At 72.8% G+C, this 15,139-nt stretch carries 15 protein-coding genes; 7 read left to right on the plus strand and 8 right to left on the minus strand.

Features of this window, described 5'->3' with window-relative positions; all coding sequences use genetic code 11:
* Nucleotides 1–147 precede the first annotated feature (147 nt).
* The gene (locus G567_RS0114200) at nucleotides 148–1,272 is read right to left on the minus strand and encodes an MBL fold metallo-hydrolase (RefSeq protein ID WP_245585652.1); all 1,125 of its coding nucleotides are present in this window, start codon (nucleotides 1,270–1,272) and stop codon (nucleotides 148–150) included.
* Between the two features lie 108 nt (nucleotides 1,273–1,380).
* Between G567_RS0114200 and G567_RS28815 the strand changes: the two genes are divergently transcribed.
* Nucleotides 1,381–1,863, plus strand: coding sequence for an Hsp20/alpha crystallin family protein (locus tag G567_RS28815; protein ID WP_037057264.1), 483 nt, complete (start codon nucleotides 1,381–1,383; stop codon nucleotides 1,861–1,863).
* Nucleotides 1,864–1,930: 67 nt separating this feature from the next.
* Here the strand turns inward: G567_RS28815 and G567_RS0114210 are convergent, their stop codons facing one another.
* The 3 genes from G567_RS0114210 to G567_RS0114225 form a co-directional block, all read right to left on the minus strand.
* Nucleotides 1,931–2,842 (minus strand): TIGR03620 family F420-dependent LLM class oxidoreductase, encoded by a 912-nt coding sequence (locus G567_RS0114210; RefSeq protein WP_028930523.1) that lies wholly within the window; start codon nucleotides 2,840–2,842, stop codon nucleotides 1,931–1,933.
* 44 nt (nucleotides 2,843–2,886) lie between these two features.
* On the minus strand, nucleotides 2,887–4,173 hold the full coding sequence (locus G567_RS0114215; protein ID WP_028930524.1) for an acyl-CoA dehydrogenase family protein: 1,287 nt from the start codon (nucleotides 4,171–4,173) through the stop codon (nucleotides 2,887–2,889).
* A 506-nt stretch (nucleotides 4,174–4,679) separates the two neighbouring features.
* Nucleotides 4,680–5,918 (minus strand): L,D-transpeptidase, encoded by a 1,239-nt coding sequence (locus tag G567_RS0114225; RefSeq protein ID WP_028930526.1) that lies wholly within the window; start codon nucleotides 5,916–5,918, stop codon nucleotides 4,680–4,682.
* A 136-nt stretch (nucleotides 5,919–6,054) separates the two neighbouring features.
* On the opposite strand from G567_RS0114225, the gene G567_RS0114230 reads away from it, so the two are divergent.
* Nucleotides 6,055–6,813 (plus strand): aminotransferase class IV, encoded by a 759-nt coding sequence (locus tag G567_RS0114230; protein ID WP_084796152.1) that lies wholly within the window; start codon nucleotides 6,055–6,057, stop codon nucleotides 6,811–6,813.
* 10 nt (nucleotides 6,814–6,823) lie between these two features.
* Here the strand turns inward: G567_RS0114230 and G567_RS0114235 are convergent, their stop codons facing one another.
* Nucleotides 6,824–7,501, minus strand: a complete 678-nt coding sequence (locus G567_RS0114235) for a YigZ family protein (protein WP_051233035.1) — start codon at nucleotides 7,499–7,501, stop codon at nucleotides 6,824–6,826.
* A gap of 59 nt (nucleotides 7,502–7,560) precedes the next feature.
* Here G567_RS0114235 and G567_RS28820 point away from each other — a divergent pair, with 59 nt between their 5' ends.
* Both G567_RS28820 and G567_RS0114245 read left to right on the plus strand, forming a co-directional pair.
* Nucleotides 7,561–8,616: an RNA-guided endonuclease InsQ/TnpB family protein gene (locus tag G567_RS28820; RefSeq protein WP_211223930.1), complete on the plus strand. Its 1,056-nt coding sequence runs from the start codon at nucleotides 7,561–7,563 to the stop codon at nucleotides 8,614–8,616.
* 116 nt (nucleotides 8,617–8,732) lie between these two features.
* Nucleotides 8,733–9,434 carry a M24 family metallopeptidase gene (locus G567_RS0114245; protein ID WP_028930529.1) on the plus strand — a complete coding sequence of 234 codons (702 nt, stop codon included), beginning with the start codon at nucleotides 8,733–8,735 and terminating at the stop codon, nucleotides 9,432–9,434.
* Here G567_RS0114245 and G567_RS0114250 read toward each other — a convergent pair.
* Nucleotides 9,421–10,821 (minus strand): MFS transporter, encoded by a 1,401-nt coding sequence (locus G567_RS0114250; RefSeq protein WP_245585653.1) that lies wholly within the window; start codon nucleotides 10,819–10,821, stop codon nucleotides 9,421–9,423. The genes G567_RS0114245 and G567_RS0114250 overlap by 14 nt on opposite strands.
* 66 nt (nucleotides 10,822–10,887) lie before the next feature.
* On the opposite strand from G567_RS0114250, the gene G567_RS0114255 reads away from it, so the two are divergent.
* Both G567_RS0114255 and G567_RS28825 read left to right on the plus strand, forming a co-directional pair.
* Complete coding sequence (locus G567_RS0114255) at nucleotides 10,888–12,093, plus strand: cysteine desulfurase-like protein (protein WP_028930531.1); 1,206 nt, start codon at nucleotides 10,888–10,890, stop codon at nucleotides 12,091–12,093.
* On the plus strand, nucleotides 12,090–12,686 hold the full coding sequence (locus G567_RS28825) for a DUF6328 family protein (RefSeq protein WP_051233038.1): 597 nt from the start codon (nucleotides 12,090–12,092) through the stop codon (nucleotides 12,684–12,686). The genes G567_RS0114255 and G567_RS28825 overlap by 4 nt, the downstream gene beginning before the upstream one ends.
* Here the strand turns inward: G567_RS28825 and G567_RS0114265 are convergent.
* Both G567_RS0114265 and G567_RS0114270 read right to left on the minus strand, forming a co-directional pair.
* Nucleotides 12,624–12,902, minus strand: a complete 279-nt coding sequence (locus G567_RS0114265; protein WP_028930532.1) for a YggT family protein — start codon at nucleotides 12,900–12,902, stop codon at nucleotides 12,624–12,626. The genes G567_RS28825 and G567_RS0114265 overlap by 63 nt on opposite strands.
* A gap of 119 nt (nucleotides 12,903–13,021) precedes the next feature.
* A complete protein-coding gene (locus G567_RS0114270; RefSeq protein WP_028930533.1) occupies nucleotides 13,022–13,675 on the minus strand; it encodes a class II aldolase/adducin family protein in 654 nt (217 codons plus the stop codon).
* 251 nt (nucleotides 13,676–13,926) lie between these two features.
* Between G567_RS0114270 and G567_RS28830 the strand changes: the two genes are divergently transcribed.
* Nucleotides 13,927–15,132, plus strand: coding sequence for a GAF domain-containing protein (locus tag G567_RS28830; RefSeq protein WP_051233040.1), 1,206 nt, complete (start codon nucleotides 13,927–13,929; stop codon nucleotides 15,130–15,132).
* Nucleotides 15,133–15,139 lie beyond the last annotated feature (7 nt).

The following is a 15,139-nucleotide window of genomic DNA, read 5'->3' on the forward strand; positions in this document are numbered from 1 at the left end:
TGCTACTGCACATCGAACACGACAGAACAACATGATCATGCCGCTACTGAGAAACGCTCACTGTCGAATGGGCCGGCCGAAGGCGGACGCGTTACCACTCCATCGGACGCAGCCGAGCTGTGAAATCGCAACCAAAGGTGAATGGGTTCACGCGGTCGCGGTCCACCAGTCCCGCAGCGGTGATGGAGCGGTGAGGTCGATCCGTTCCCCCGGACGCGGGACCGTGAGCTGGGCTCCGTCGTCCTCTGCCGCGCGGAGCAATCGCACCACCGGCTCGGACCACGGGTGGAAGCCGAGGTTGAACGTCGCCCAGTGCACCGGGACCAGCACGGCTGCACGCAGGTCGCGATGCGCGCGCACGGCGTCCTCGGGGGTGAGATGGACGTCCGGCCATCGCTCGTTGTAGGCGCCGATCGGCAGCACCGCCAGGTCGAACGGCCCGAGCTGCCGCCCGGCGCGGGTGAACGCCGCCGTATAGCCGGTGTCGCCGCAGACGTAGACGTTCCGGGTGGGGCCCGCGATGGCCCAGGACGACCACAGCGTCGTGTCGCGGCGCAGGCCCCGACCGGAGAAGTGGCGGGCCTCGGCGCAGGTGATGCTCAGTCCGGCGACGCGGGTCCGGCCGCCCCAGTCGAGCTCGATGATCCGCTCGTCCGGCACACCCCACCGGCGCAGATGCGCCCCGACACCCAGCGGTACCACGAACGGGGTCTGGCCGGCCTGCGCCAGGGCGCGAACGGTCGGCAGGTCCAGATGGTCGTAGTGGTCGTGCGAGATGAGCACGGCGTCGACGGGCGGCAGCTCGGCCAGCGGCGCCGGCACCGGATGCATCCGGCGCGGGCCGATCAGCGGCGAGGGTGACACCCGCTCACCCCACACCGGATCGGCGAGGACCCGTCGCCCATCGATCTCCACGAGGACGGTGGAGTGGCCGAACCAGGTGAGCGCGAGCGTGTCCGCGGCGGCCGGGCAGGTCACCGGGGCGAGCGGCACCGGCAGCGACGGCCGGCCGGTGCGCCCGCGGCGGGCCAGCAGGGCAAGCACGGGGATCGCGGTCCGGGGGCTCAGCCAGGTGCTGGGCTCGGTGTTGCGGTAGGTGCCGTCCGCGCCGCGCGCCGCGCCCGCGGTGCCGGCCCGCAGCTGTGCGTTCGTGGCGCCCAGCGCGAGGGGAAGCCCGCGCGCGGCGCTGGCCAGGGTCGCCGCCGCACCCAGCAGTGCGCTGGTGATCAGCAGCGGGCGGGCGGGGATGGCGGAGGGCCGGAGCGCAGACACGTCGCCAGGGTATGAAGCGCCGTCAATCTGGCAGAAGCCTCGGGAATTGAGTCGATACGACTCATGTTTCGTGAAGTGCAAGGGCTAAGTAGTCTCGAGGAGGACACCATGACCCTGTGGCTCTGGGCCGACCGCGCCCCGTTCGCCGAGCTCGATGCGCTCCGCCGCGCCTACGCGGCTCCGGCCATACCCCCGCGTTCCGGGTTCGTCCCCGCCGCCGAGGTCAGCCGGGACGGTGACGACGCGGTCGTCCGGGTCGAGCTACCCGGGCTGGACGTGGAGAAGGACGTCACCGTCGAGGTCGACGAGGACCGCCTGGTCGTGCGGGGGGAGCGCCGCGACGAGCGGGCCGAGCAGCACGCCCGGCACAGCGTGCGGGAGCTGCGGTACGGCTCGTTCCGGCGCTCGTTCACCCTGCCGGCGCATGTGACGTCCGAGGCGGTCAGTGCCTCGTACGACGCCGGCGTGCTGAGCGTGCGCGTCGCGGGCGCCTACGCGGGCGCCGCGGCGAGGCGGATCCCCGTGACGGCCGGCGCCGCCGCGGCCCCGGCCGTCGAGGGTGAGGAGCCCGCCGAGCACCGCGCGGCGTGACCCGGCACCCCGCCGGGCGGTCTCCACCGGCGCGGTCCGGTCCACCCGGGACCGGACCGCGCGACGGTCAGCCGCACGCCAGCTCCGCGAGCGGGGCGGCCAGCGCGCGCCACTGGGCCTCGGGCAGGCCGCGCCGCTCGGCGGGCAACGCCTGCACCGCGACGTGGTCGGCGCCGGCGTCGAGGTGTGCCCGGATCCGGGCGCACACCCGCTCCTCGTCGCCCCACGCCACCAGCGCGTCGACGAAGGCGTCGGTGCCGCCGTCGCGCAGGTCGTCGCGGTCGAAGCCGAGCTCGAGGATGTTGCTCACATAGTTGGGCTGGGACAGGTAGACCGAGGTGTAGGCGCGGCCGATGGCCCTTGCCTTCGACGGGTCGGTCTCGAGCACCACTGCCTGCTCCGGGCACAGCAGTGGCCCGGCGCCCAGCGCCTCGCGGGCCCGTGCGGTGTGCTCGGGGGTGACGAAATAGGGATGTGCGCCCTCGGTGCGCTCGGCCGCGAGCCGCAGCATCCGCGGCCGCAGCGCCGCGAGCACGTACCGCGTCGGCGTCGCCGGACGGTATGCGGTGTAGGGCGAGTTCGCGATCCCGTCGAGATAGGTGCGCATTGCGGTGAGCGGTTTGTCGTAGTTGTGCCCACGCAGCTCGCTCACCAGGTTCTGGTGGCTCACGCCGAGGCCGACGAGCACCCGTTCCGGGAAGGCCTCGATGAGCGCCTTGGTCGCGCACGAGGTCGCGACGGCGTCGCGGGCCCAGATGTTCGCGATGCCGGTGGCGCCGATGAGCCGTCGCGTGGCCGACAGCAGCAGGGCCAGGTGCACGAACGGGTCGCGGCCCGCGACCTCGGGGACCCACAGCGTGCCGTAGCCGAGCTCCTCCAGCTCCGCGGCCAGCTCGCGGGCCCGCGCCGCGGGCACGGTGTCCAGTGCACCGGTCCACAGCCCGACCGGGGGAACGGCAAACCGCTGGTTCTCGGTCATGACCAGAACATACGTCGGTGACGGGTTGGAGAACCGGCCGGATGTCAGAGGTTGGCGGTGGCGGCCTCCAGGTAGCCGGCGAACTTGCGCCGCGCCGCCTCGCGGCGGGTCGGGATGTGCTCGGTCGGCACGTCGGTGGGGGTGTAGCCGCGCAGGATGCGCCGGCCCACCGTCTCCTTGTGCACCTCGTCCGGGCCGTCGTAGATCCGGGCCGCGCGGGCGGCGCGGTACATGTGCTCCAGCGGTAGGTCGCCGGAGAAGCCCAGCGACCCGTGGACCTGGATCGCGCGGTCGATGACGTCGTGGAGCACCTTCGCGCCCCAGTACTTGATCATCCCGATCTCGATGCGGGCGTTCGACGCGCCGACCTGGTCCATCGTCCATGCGGCGTGCAGCGTCAGCAGCCGGGCGGCCTGCATCTCGGCCGCCGACAGCGCGACCCAGTCCTGGACCATCTGCTTGTCGGCCAGTGCGGAGCCGTGCGCGTGCCTGCTCACCGCGCGCTCGCAAAGCATGTCGAACGCCCGGCGGGACTGGCCCAGCCAGCGCATCGCGTGGTGGATGCGGCCCGGACCGAGCCGCTGCTGGGCGAGCCGGAACCCGTCGCCGGGGTTGCCGACGAGGTTGTCCTGCGGCACCCGGACGTCGCGGTAGATCACCTCGGCATGGCCGCCCTCGAGCGCGCCGCCGATCGTGGCGTGGTCCATCACCGGGATGTCGCGGACGATGTCGACGCCGGGGGTGTCGACCGGAACGATGATCATCGAAGAGCCGCGGTAGGGCGAGACGTCGGGGTCGGTGACCGCCATGACGATGAGAAAGTCGGCGACGCTCGCGTTCGACGAGAACCACTTGTGGCCGTTGATGACATAGGAGCCGCCGTCGAGGACGGCGCGGGTGGTGAGCATCGTCGGGTCGGCGCCCGCGCCCGGCTCGGTCATGGAGAAACTGCTGCGCAGCTCGCCGCGCAGCAGCGGGTGCATCCAGCGCTCCTTCTGCTCCGGGCTGGCGCCGATCGCCAACAGCTCGGCGTTACCGGAGTCGGGAGCCTGGTTGCCGAAGATGCCCGGTGCGAAGCGGCACTGGCCGAGGATCTCGTGCATCAGGCCGAGCCTGACCTGCCCGAACCCGCCGCCGCCCAGCTCCGGGGGGAGGTGCGCCGCCCACAGCCCACGCTCCTTGACCTCCTCCTTCATCGGCGCGGTGATGCGGGCGAAGGTCTCGCGGTCGAGGTCGAGGGTCTCCAGCGGGATGATCTCGTCGCGGACGAACCCGCGCATCCATTCCAGCTTCGCCTCGAACTCGGGCTCGGTCGAAAAGTCCCATGCCATGGGGGTCCAGCCTCCGCGGGTCGCCTTCGATGGTCCTCGCCATGGTGGCCTAATCAGTATGTTTCTTAAAGTGATGCAAGCGAATTAAAAGGTGTGAGTCTCCCCTCCGTCCGGCTCGCGGGCCGCGAGGCGCGAGCGTCGGGTCAGGCCCGCGAGGCCGACCGGGCCGCCGGCATCGGCGGCGCGTCCGGTCGCGGCCCCGTGGCTCCCGGTGCCGCGGCCTGTTCGGCCGGACCGGTCTGCCTCGCCGGTTCGTCCCGGCAGACCCACCCGCACCGGGTGTGATCCCAGTAGCAGCGCCGACCGTGGACGTGGTGCGAGGCGCTCGTCATGGGAGGCCCCCTCTCCGGATGCGACCGCAGGCGGCCAGTGTCGAGCCGGACGAACCGCGCGTCGAGATGCGCACGGGTGTCGCCGTCGAGCGGCGATGCGCCCGTTCGGGTGGACGAGCCGTCGCCCGCGGTGCGAAGCGATGCCGTTCGCGCTCGCGACCAGTTCCGGTCCGACTACGCGTTTCCGAGTGCCGACATCGACCGCCACTGCTCCCAGGGGATCGTCCAGTCGTAGTTGTCGCCGTCGGCCGCCGACAACGCGACACTGCTGCCGGTCACCTCGACGGGGTCGCCGTACAGGGCGGTGGCGAAGTAGTCCCTGGCGTTCTTCGTCGACAGATTGATGCAGCCGTGGGTGACATTGCGCTCTCCCTGCGCCCAGATCGACGCCGGGTTGGCGTGGATGAACTCCCCGTTGTTGGAGATCCGCACCGCCCAGTGCTCGGGAAGATTCACGTACCCGTAGGCGGGATTGGACATCAGGACGGTCTCGGCCTTGCCCATCACGATGTGGATGCCGCTGCGGGTGACCCGGTTCGGGTCGCTGCCCAGCCCGTAGCTCGCCGGCAGATCCATGACCTGCTGGCCGTCGCGGATCACGACCAACCGGTGGCTGTTCACGTCGGCCTTCACGATCTGGCTGCGGCCGATGGTGAACTCGCTGGTCAGGTCCGCGGCACCGAAGCCGGCGTCGCCGAGGTCGAGGCCGAACAGCCGCGCGGTCATCCGCACGGTGGCGCCCGGCGTCCAGTACTCGGCAGGCCGCCAGTGCACCCGGGAGCCCTGGGCCGTATCGGGCAGCCAGGCCCAGCCGCCCAGGACCGGAACCGAGGTCTGCACGCTCAGCGCCCGCTCGGCGGTGGCCTTCGCGGCGTCGTCGAGATGCCGGTTGAAGCGCACCTCGATGGGTGCCGCGATGCCGACCGTCTGCCCGTCGCCGATATTGGTCCGTGCCTTGACCAGCTTCGTGGGGGCGACGGTGTGAAACGTTCCGGTCAGCGGGACGGACGTGCCGTCGGGGGCGACAGCGGAGCCGCTCCAGGTGTAGGTGCTGTCGTAGTCGAGCGGAGCGGTCGTCGTCCACTGCCGCTGGTCGGGGGACAGGGTGCCGGGCACCGCGACGCCCTCCGCGTCGGTCAGACCGACCCCGCGCAGCGTTCCGGCACCGGTCTCGGCGCGCACGAGGGCGCTGGGACTGACGTCGGCGGTCCCGTCGGCGGGTTGGAGCAGCGGCGGCGCGACCACCGCCGGGGCGGGGGCAGGTGCCGGGTCGTGGTGCGAGGAGCGGGCCGCCGCCGTTGCGCCCCCACCGATCAGCGCCGCGATCACCAGCGCGGAGATCACCACCGCGAGCGGCCCGCGGCGGCGCCGCGGCGAGCCCTTCCACAGGTGGCTACCCGCACGCTCTGTCACCGTTGTCGACCCCCCCCGTCACTCACCGAGACGGGTGGGCATCGACCGGTGGTGTCCCCGTCCCGTCCTCACCCGACATGATCCCAGCTCGTACGGCCCCGATTGACACCGATCGTGTTGCGTTTCGGTCGCCGTGATGAGATCGCGGGTGATGCGGTCGGTGGGTGCGGCAGGGGAGCGGGCGGGTCCGGCACGCCCGCAGGAGGGCATCTTCGAGACGCTGCTCGTCGCCGACGGCCGGCCGCGGCGGCTCGACACGCATCTGCGCCGGCTGCGCCGCTCCTACCGGGAGCTCTACCGGAGCGCGCTGACCGCCGACGTCCGCGGGGCGATCGCCGCGGCGATCGCGGACCGCCCCGGGTACCTGCGCGTCCGGGTCGACGCCCGCCCCGAACGTCCCGACCGGGTGCAGGTGGTGGCCCGCAACTGGGCGCCGCCGCTCCCGGTGACCACGCAGCCGGGCCTGGTGCTGCGACCGGTCCGCGTCGCGTCCGGCGCCGCGCACAAGTTCGCCGACCGCGGCTGGATCGACCGGATCGAGGCGGCGCTGCCGGACGGCGTCCTGCCGCTGCTCGTCGACCCGGCGGGCCTGCTGCTGGAGTCGACCCGCTCCAATGTCGCGGTGGCGCGCGGCGGGATCGTCGCCACCCCGCCGCTGGATGGGCGGATCCTGCCCGGCACGGCGCGGCAGGCGATGCTCGACGCCCTGGACGCGGCGGGCCGCCGCTACGACCTCGACGCGCCGCGCCTCGACGAGCTTCCCGCCGCCGACGGCGTCTTTCTCACCAACGCGATCCGCGGCGTGCAGTGGGTGCGCGCGGTCGAGGGGGTGGCCAGGTGGGACGCCCCGGATCCGGTCGCCGTCGCGCTGGGTGCCCGGCTGCAGCCGGCGTGACCGGGCCCGCTCAGTCCGGCACGTCGAGATCCACGGTCCCGGCCGGCACCGCGGCCGCCGCGCCGCCGGTCTGTTCGGCCAGCCACGCGTCGAACTGCGCGGTGCCGTCGGCCCCGGTGAGCGGAACGTGGACGGTGAACCGCGCCTGCCCGCCGTAGTCGATCGACGCAATCCGATGCCCGGCTGCGCGCAGCATGTGCTCCAGCCTGCCGGCCTCGGCGTACCCGACGGCGATCTCGAGGACGGCGAACCGGGCGCGGCGCAGGGTGCCCACCGCGTCGATCGCCTCCGCGACCGCCCTGCCGTAGGCCCGGACCAGCCCGCCCGCACCGAGCTTGGTCCCGCCGAAGTACCGGGTGACGACCGCGACGGTGTCGGTGAGGCCGCGGCGCGCCAGCACCTCCAGCATCGGCACCCCCGCCGTGCCCGCGGGCTCGCCGTCGTCGCTGGAGCGCGCGATGGCGCCGTCGGGGCCGACCCGGAAGGCCGAGCAGTTGTGCGTGGCCGACCAGTGTTGTTTACGGATCCCGGCGATGAACGCGGCCGCCGACTCCTCGTCGCCCACCCGTGCGAGGCTGCACAGGAACCGGGAACGCTGGATCTCGATCTCGTGCGCGCCGTCGCGGGCGATCACTCGGTTCGCCGGGTTCACCGAGGAAACTCCGAGGAAGCCCCTGGCTTCAGCCATGGGGAGGAATCGGAGTGCCCTGTCTTACTCAACTGCGCCTCCACGGTGAACTCGATCTCGTGAGGACGGCGTACAAGGTCCGGGCCTACCCGGGCCCCGAGCAGGCGGCGCTGCTGCGCCGCACGTTCGGGTGCGTCCGCGTCGTCTGGAACCGGGCCCTCGCCGCGCGGCAGAAGCGGTACACCGTCGAGAAGAGACCCACCTCGTACCGGGAGACCGACGCCGCGCTGGTCGCGTGGAAACGCACCGACGAGCTGGCGTTCCTGTCCGAGGTGTCCTCGGTGCCGCTGCAGCAGACGTTGCGCCACCAGCACAACGCGTTCCAGAGCTTCTTCGCCCGCCGTGGCCGATACCCGCGGTTCAAAACCCGGCGCGGCCGCCAGTCCGCGCCCTACACCCGCTCGGCGTTCCGGATCAAGCCCGACGGGTTGTGGCTGGCCAAGACGTCGGCTCCGTTGAGGGTGGCGTGGTCGTGGCCCGACGTCGACCAACCCGACCCCACCCCGCTCCCCGCCACCGGGGAGACCGTCGGCGTCGATCTCGGCGTGACCGACTTCGCGGGGTGCCCCACCGGGGCCCGGATCGTGAACCCGCGCCCTCTGGCGAAGCGGGAGCGCAACCTGGCCCGCTACCAGCGGCGCATGGCACGCAGCCGGAAGGGCTCCCACAACTGGGCCACAGCGAAACAAAAGGTTGCGCGCGCCCACTCGAAGGTCCGCGCCGCCCGCCGAGACTTCCCGCACCAAACCTCCACCGGCCTGGTGCGCCGCTTCGACCGGATCGGGGTCGAAGACCTCGCGGTCGTCAACATGGTCCGCCACCGCTGCCTGGCGAAGGTCATCTCCGATGTCGGCTGGGGCGAGTTCCGGGCCATGCTCGCCTACAAGGCGGTCCGCGCCGGGCGTCAGCTCGTGGTGCTCGACCGCTGGTATCCGTCCCGCAAGACGTGCCGCTCGTGCGGGCATCTGCTCGCTCACCTCTCGCTCGGGACACGACAGTGGACCTGTCCCGGCTGCGGCACCCGGCACGACCGGGACCTCAACGCCGCGCAGCACATCGATACGGCGGCCGGGCTGGTCGCTGCTGCCTCCGGAGGGACGGTGAGACCCGCGTAGGCAACCGCCGGGCACGTCCCGGTGAAAGAGGAACCCCCGCAGGTGACTGCGGGAATCCCCCGCCTTCAGGCGTGGGGAGGAAGTCAACATGACGAGTATCCGCCTAGGGTGACCGCGTGAATGTCGCAGGGGTGGACGAACAGGCGCGGGCCCGCGCGCTGGTCGAGGCGCAGGACAAGGCCATCGCGCTGTTCGACGAGATCACCCGGCGCGGGCTGGTGCGGCCCGGCGTGCGGGAATCGGTCCTCAGCGCCGAGGTGCGCGATCTGGGCGCCGAGCTGTTCGGCACCCGGAGGCACTGGCACAAACGCATCGTGCGGTCGGGCCCGAACACGTTGCAGCCCTACCGGGAGAACCCACCGGACCGGGAGATCGGCGCCGACGACATCGCGTTCCTCGACCTCGGGCCGGTCTTCGCCGAGTGGGAGGCCGATCTGGGGCGGACGTTCGTGCTCGGTGATGATCCGGTGAAGCGACGGCTGTGCGACGACCTGCCCCGGATCTTCGACGCCGGTCGCTCCTACTTCGACACCCATCCGCAGGTGACGGGCCAGGAACTGTTCGGGTACATCGCCGGGCTGGCGGCCGACGCGGGCTGGGAGTTCGGCGGCCCGCACTGCGGGCATCTGCTGGGGGAGTTCCCGCACGAGCTCATCGACGGCGAGCGGATCGAGAGCTATATCGCCCCGGGCAACCCGACCCCGATGCGGCGTGTCGACCGGTCCGGCCGGCGCTGCCACTGGATCCTCGAGGTGCATCTGGTCGACCGGCACCGCGAGATCGGCGGGTTCTACGAGCAGCTGCTCACCCTGGGTTGACGTCCGGGTGTTCCCCGGCCGTCCGGCCCGCGACCAGCACGCCGATCACGGCCATCGCGGTCAGCCCGGCCACCAGCACCGGCAATGCGGAGGCCGCCGAGCCGAACAAGGCCAGCAGCCCACCACCCACCGCGATCATCAGCGCGGTCGTGAGCTGGTCGGACAGCTGCGCCGCCGAAGAGTGGAACCCCACCTCGCCCGGTGCGGACTGGGCGAGCAGCAGGTAGGCCACCGAGGAGAAGCCGAGGCCCATCCCGAGCCCGGCCAGCGCCCACAGCGGTGCGGCGAGCCACGGCACGCCCCAGGCCGGGGCGACGAGCAGCATCCCGGCGGTGCCCGCGGCGAGCAGGCAGAACCCGGCGCGCAGCAGCCGGTGCCGGGCCAGTCCGGGGTGGCGGCCCTGCCACGCCGCCGCGGCCGACCAACCCAGCGAACCGACGAGCAGCGGGACCCCGGCCATCGTCAGCGACCAGCGATGGGTGTCGGCGAGCATCAGCGGCAGGTAGGAGTTGACGGTGAAGAAGGTGCCGGCGAGCAGCCCGCGCGCCGCGACGAGCGTCGGGACGCCCCGGCGGGCCCGGAACACGCCGACCGGGAGCAGCCGCCGCATCGACGGCACGAGCAGCACCGCCGCCCCGGCCGCGACGACGGCGGCGAGCGTGCTCGTCTGCTGCGAGGCCCAGCTCAGCGCGGACACCCCGGCCGCGGCACCGACCGCCGCGAGGGCGAACCCGCGGCGGGCCGGTGGCGTCGCCCGGCCGGGATCGGGCGGGCCCAGCCTGCGCGCCGCCGGCGCCACCAGCGCGACCGCCAGCAGCACCACCGGCACCAGCCCGAGGAACACCCAGTGCCAGGACAGCCGCTCGGTCACGATTCCCGACACCGGCGGCCCGATCAGGGCGGGCAGCACCCAGGCGGACGAGATGAGGCCGAACACCGCGGGCCGGACGCGCTGCGGGTACACCGCCGCCACCAGCACGTACACCGCGACGCCCTGGGCGCCCGCGCCCAGTCCCTGCAGGAACCGCCCGACGAGCAGCTGGCCCATGCCGTCCGCCGTGCCCGCGACGATCAGCCCGGCCCCGAACAGGGTGGGCGCGACGACGAGCGGGACCCGCGGGCCCGCGACATCGCACCACCGTCCGCCGAGCACGGTGCCGATCACCGCCGAGGCCATGAACGCGACGAACGGCCACGCGTAGTGCGACACCGCACCGAGATCGGCGACGATCGCGGGCATCGCGGTTCCCACGCCCATCGCCTCGAACGCGATCAGGCTGATCAGCAGCACCAGCCCGATCGTCGTTGCGCGCCGGGCGGGCCCGAACAGCTCGGTGCGGACGGCGGTGCGGACGGCGCTGTCGGGGATCTCGGCGGGGACGCTCACGACGACCAGCCTGGGCCCTGCACCCGTGTTCAGGTCAACGGGGTTGGCGCGTGCGAGGCTGGCCCGGTGAGCTACGACGTCCGCGCCGTCCGTGCCCGCTTCCCGGCCCTGGCCGCCGGCTTCGCCCATTTCGACGGACCGGGCGGCTCCCAGGTGCCCGATACCGTCGCCGAGGCGGTGGCCCGCGCGCTGACCTCGCCGCTGGCCAACCGCGGCCGGAACACCGCCGCCGAGCGCGCGGCCGACGACATCGTGGTCGGGGCGCGGGCCGCGATGGCCGATCTGCTCGGGGCCGACCCTGCCGGGATCGTGTTCGGCCGCAGCATGACCCAGCTGACCTACGACATCGCCCGCACGCTGGCCGCGACCTGGGCGCCGGGCGACGAGGTGGTCGTGACCCGGCTCGACCACGACGCCAACATCCGGCCGTGGGTGCATGTCGCCGAGGCTGTCGGCGCCGTCGTGCGGTGGGCCGACTTCGACCCGGCCTGCGGCGAGCTCACGCCCGGTCACGTCGCCGCGGAGCTCTCCGACCGCACCCGGCTGGTCGCCGTGACGGCGGCGTCGAACCTCATCGGCACCCGGCCCGACGTGCCGGCCATCGCCGCGCTCGCGCGCCGCGCCGGAGCGCTCACCTACGTCGACGGGGTGCATCTGACCGCGCACGCGCCCGTCGACGTGGCCGCCCTCGGCGCCGACTTCTATGTCTGCTCCCCGTACAAGTTCCTCGGCCCGCACTGCGGGGTCCTCGCCGCGGACCCGGCGCTGCTGGCGACGCTGCACCCGCAGAAGCTGGTGCCCGCCACCGACGTCGTGCCGGAGCGGTTCGAGCTGGGCACCCTGCCCTACGAGCTGCTGGCCGGGACGACGGCGGCGGTGGAGTTCCTCGCCGGGCTCGGCGGGCCGGCCGAGGGGCCGCGCCGCGAGCGGGTGCTGGCCGGGATGGCCGCGGTGCAGGCGCACGAGGGGCCGCTGCGCGGGCGCATCGAGGCCGCGTTGGCGCAGCTGCCCGGCATCGTCGTGCACTCCCGGGCGGCGCGGCGCACCCCGACGCTGCTGGTCAGCTTCGCCGGTTGCGATCCGCAGCGGGCCTACCGGCAGCTCGCCGAGCGCGGCGTCAACGCCCCGGCCAGCTCGTTCTACGCGCTGGAGGCGTCGCGGCGGCTCGGGCTCGGCGACGGCGGCGCGCTGCGGATCGGGCTGGCCCCATACACCGATGACGCCGATGTCGACCGGCTGCTGGCCGGGCTGCGGGAGCTGACCTGCCGATGAACACCGCTGCCGACCACCCCGGGCAGGACACCGACGTGGACCACTACGAGCGCGACGAGACCGAGGCCGAACGCCTCGACCGCAACTGGACGGACCTGCTCCAGGAGCTGCGGGTGGTGCAGACCGGCGTTCAGCTGCTGACCGGGTTGCTGCTCACCGTCCCGTTCCAGCAGCGGTTCGTCGAGATGTCGGGCTACCAGCGGACCGTCTACCTGGTGGCGCTGGCGTGCTCGGCGGGGGCCACGGCGCTGCTGATCGCGCCGGTGAGCATGCACCGGATCCTGTTCCGGCAGCGCGCCCGCCGCCCGCTGGTGGCGGCGGGCCAGTGGTTCGCGCTGATCGGGCTGGCGTTCCTCGGGCTGGCCGTCGTGCTCGTCATGCTCCTGATCTTCGACGTCGTGCTGGGCTTCGTGCCGGGGCTGGTGGCCGCGAGCGTCGCGTTCACGATCTTCGTCTGTCTGTGGGGACTCGGGCCCTGGATTCTGCGCAGGCGGCGCCGAGGGCGGCCCGCCGGCTCGGGGCGACGCGCCTCACCAGGTCACGACGATGGCCCGCAGCACCACCACCAGGATGAAGACCACCGGCAGCGCTAGGTCGATCGCGACCGGCCCGACCTGCACCGGGCGCAGTACCCGGCGGACCGGCGCGAGCACCGGCTCGGTCACGGTGTGCGTGACCCGCCGCGCCTGCCGCTGCCAGCCGCCGCCGCTGCCGACGAGCACCCCTGCCCAGTCCACCACCAGCCGCGCGATCAGGACCACCTCGAACGCCAGCAGTAACCAGCCCAGCACCATTCCGGCCGTGCCCATCGCGGTCCCCCTTCCGGTCGTCGGCCGCGCGATCTGAGAACGGATGTGCGGGCCCGGAAGTTGCCGGCCCGCGGTGAGAGGCGATGTCGGGGCCTTCGTGGTCGCTCGTAGAACCTCGTTCAGCCTCGTCGTCTCGCTGCCGCAGACTGTCCGTAGCTGTCGAGCTTCGCCGCGACCCGCTCGATCTCCTCGGCCGGCAGCAGGTTGGGCTCGCCGAGCAGCCGGGCCTGGTAGTACATCCGGCACACCCATTCCAGGTAGACGCTGCGGGTGTAGGCCTTGGCCAGGCTGTCCCCGTAGGTGGTCGCGCCGTGGTTCTGCAGGATCACACCGAACCGGCCGGCCATCGCGCGCACGCTGTTGCGGGCGAGTTCCGGGCTGCCGAAGGTCGCATACGGCGCGACCCGCACCGGCCCGCCGAGCAGCGCGATCATGTAGTGCACCGGGGGGAGCTCGTCGATGAGCGCGGACAGCGTGCAGGCGTAGAGGGGATGGGTGTGCACCACCGCGACGGCGTCGGTCTGCGCGTAGACCTGGGTGTGCATCGGAACCTCGGTGGAGGGCTCCAGCCCGTCCTCGACACGATTGCCGGCGAGGTCGAGCACGCAGATCGACTCGGGCGTGAGCTCGGCGTAGGGGACCCCGCTCGGGGTGATCGCGATGTGGTTCCCGGAACGCACGCTCAGGTTCCCCGAGGTGCCGACCGTGAGCTCGTCGGCCTGCATCCGGCGGCAGTACTCCACCAGTTGGACGCGTTCATCGTGCAGGAGCATGTCGGGCGGCTTCCTTTCTGGGACGGCTGGGCTGTGCTCTGATTCTGACCGGCCCGCCGCGACCGCGACCGGGTCGGCCCGCGCCGCCCGCCGTCCGATCGAGGTGACGTCCGGCCCTGCGGACCGGGGCTTCCGCCCGTCGTCGGGGACGCCGTCGGAGGACGACAGTGGATCAGTGCTGATCGGCGGCGGAGGGACGGCAGCAGGCGCCCGCCGCAACGGCCGAGAATCCCGGGGAGGACGAGACAAGCGTGAACGATCAGTCGAATGCCGTCCGACCGGACGTGGGGACGGTTCTGCCCGGCCTGCGGCCCGACGAGGTACCGGAGTGGCTCGTCAAGACCGCGCCGGCCGCAGACCGGATGCCGGGACTGTTCGGTGCCGTGCTGGACGTGGTGTCCGGGCTGCAGCTGGAGACGACGCTGCGCCGGATCGTGGAGGCGGCGGTCGAGGTGATCGATGCCCGGTGCGGGTCGCTGGCCGTGCTCGCCCCGAACGGGGACGTGTCCCGGTTCGTGAACGCGGGCCTGGACGACCGTGGCAGGTCCGGCTCCGTCCCGACGCGGGGTTTCCTCGCCGTCCCGATCTGGGTCGGCGACCGCCTCCACAGCAATCTCCATCTCTCCGAGAAGGCGGACGGCGGCCCGTTCACCGCCGACGATGAGGTGGTCGCGCAGACCCTTGCCGCCGTGGCCGGTATCGCCGTGCACAACGCCGAGCAGTTCGAGCAGGGCCGGATCCGCAGGCTCCTGCTGGAGGCCTCCGCGGAGATCCTCGGCGAGCTGCTCTCCGGGGCGACCGATCAGGACGCCCTGCAGCTGATCGCCCAGCGAGCCCAGGAGCTGACCGGGTCCGCAGCAGCCGTGATCATGCTCGTGCCCGACCCGTCGGGCCGGTTCGAGCTCGGCGCCCGATCCGGCGCCGCGGTCGGGTTGGACGAGGACTCCACGCCGATCCGGGAGGTGCTGGAGAGCCGGGCCCCGGTGCTCGCCGAGGCCGCCGTCGGGCTGCCCGGGGATCCGGATCGCCACCAGCGGCGTCCCGGCCCGGCGGTCGCGGTCCCGGTCTGTCGCGACGAAGGAGTCACCGGGGTCTTCGTCGCGGTGCGCAGTCCCGGGGCCGAGGCTTTCTCACCCGCGGTGATCCCGCTGCTGCGCTCGTTCGCCGACCAGGCCACGCTCGTGCTGGAGGTGGGCGAGAAGAGCCGGGCCCAGCGCCAGGTCGCGGTGCTCGCCGAGCGCGACCGGATCGCCCGCGACATGCACGACCACATCATCCAGCGGCTGTTCGCCACGGGGCTGGGACTGCAGAGCGCGCTCAGCCGCACCCAGCTCCCCGACGTCCACGACCACGTCCGGCACGCCGTCGCGGAACTGGACGAGATCGTGCGGGAGGTCAGGGCCGCGATCTTCGATCTGCATCCCTCGGACCCGCCGGAGCGTGCCGAGCGAGGGTGATCCCCCG

Source organism: Pseudonocardia asaccharolytica DSM 44247 = NBRC 16224, from assembly GCF_000423625.1.
Lineage (GTDB): Bacteria > Actinomycetota > Actinomycetes > Mycobacteriales > Pseudonocardiaceae > Pseudonocardia > Pseudonocardia asaccharolytica.

What these genes read in the sequence shown, in the direction of transcription:
- G567_RS28825 (WP_051233038.1), top strand. Translation starts at nt 12,090, where the DNA reads ATGAACACCGCTGCCGACCACCCCGGGCAGGACACCGACGTGGACCAC.
- G567_RS0114270 (WP_028930533.1), bottom strand. Translation starts at nt 13,675, where the DNA reads ATGCTCCTGCACGATGAACGCGTCCAACTGGTGGAGTACTGCCGCCGG.
- G567_RS0114230 (WP_084796152.1), top strand. Translation starts at nt 6,055, where the DNA reads ATGAGATCGCGGGTGATGCGGTCGGTGGGTGCGGCAGGGGAGCGGGCG.
- G567_RS0114215 (WP_028930524.1), bottom strand. Translation starts at nt 4,173, where the DNA reads ATGGCATGGGACTTTTCGACCGAGCCCGAGTTCGAGGCGAAGCTGGAA.
- G567_RS0114235 (WP_051233035.1), bottom strand. Translation starts at nt 7,501, where the DNA reads ATGGCTGAAGCCAGGGGCTTCCTCGGAGTTTCCTCGGTGAACCCGGCG.
- G567_RS0114210 (WP_028930523.1), bottom strand. Translation starts at nt 2,842, where the DNA reads ATGACCGAGAACCAGCGGTTTGCCGTTCCCCCGGTCGGGCTGTGGACC.
- G567_RS28815 (WP_037057264.1), top strand. Translation starts at nt 1,381, where the DNA reads ATGACCCTGTGGCTCTGGGCCGACCGCGCCCCGTTCGCCGAGCTCGAT.
- G567_RS0114265 (WP_028930532.1), bottom strand. Translation starts at nt 12,902, where the DNA reads ATGGGCACGGCCGGAATGGTGCTGGGCTGGTTACTGCTGGCGTTCGAG.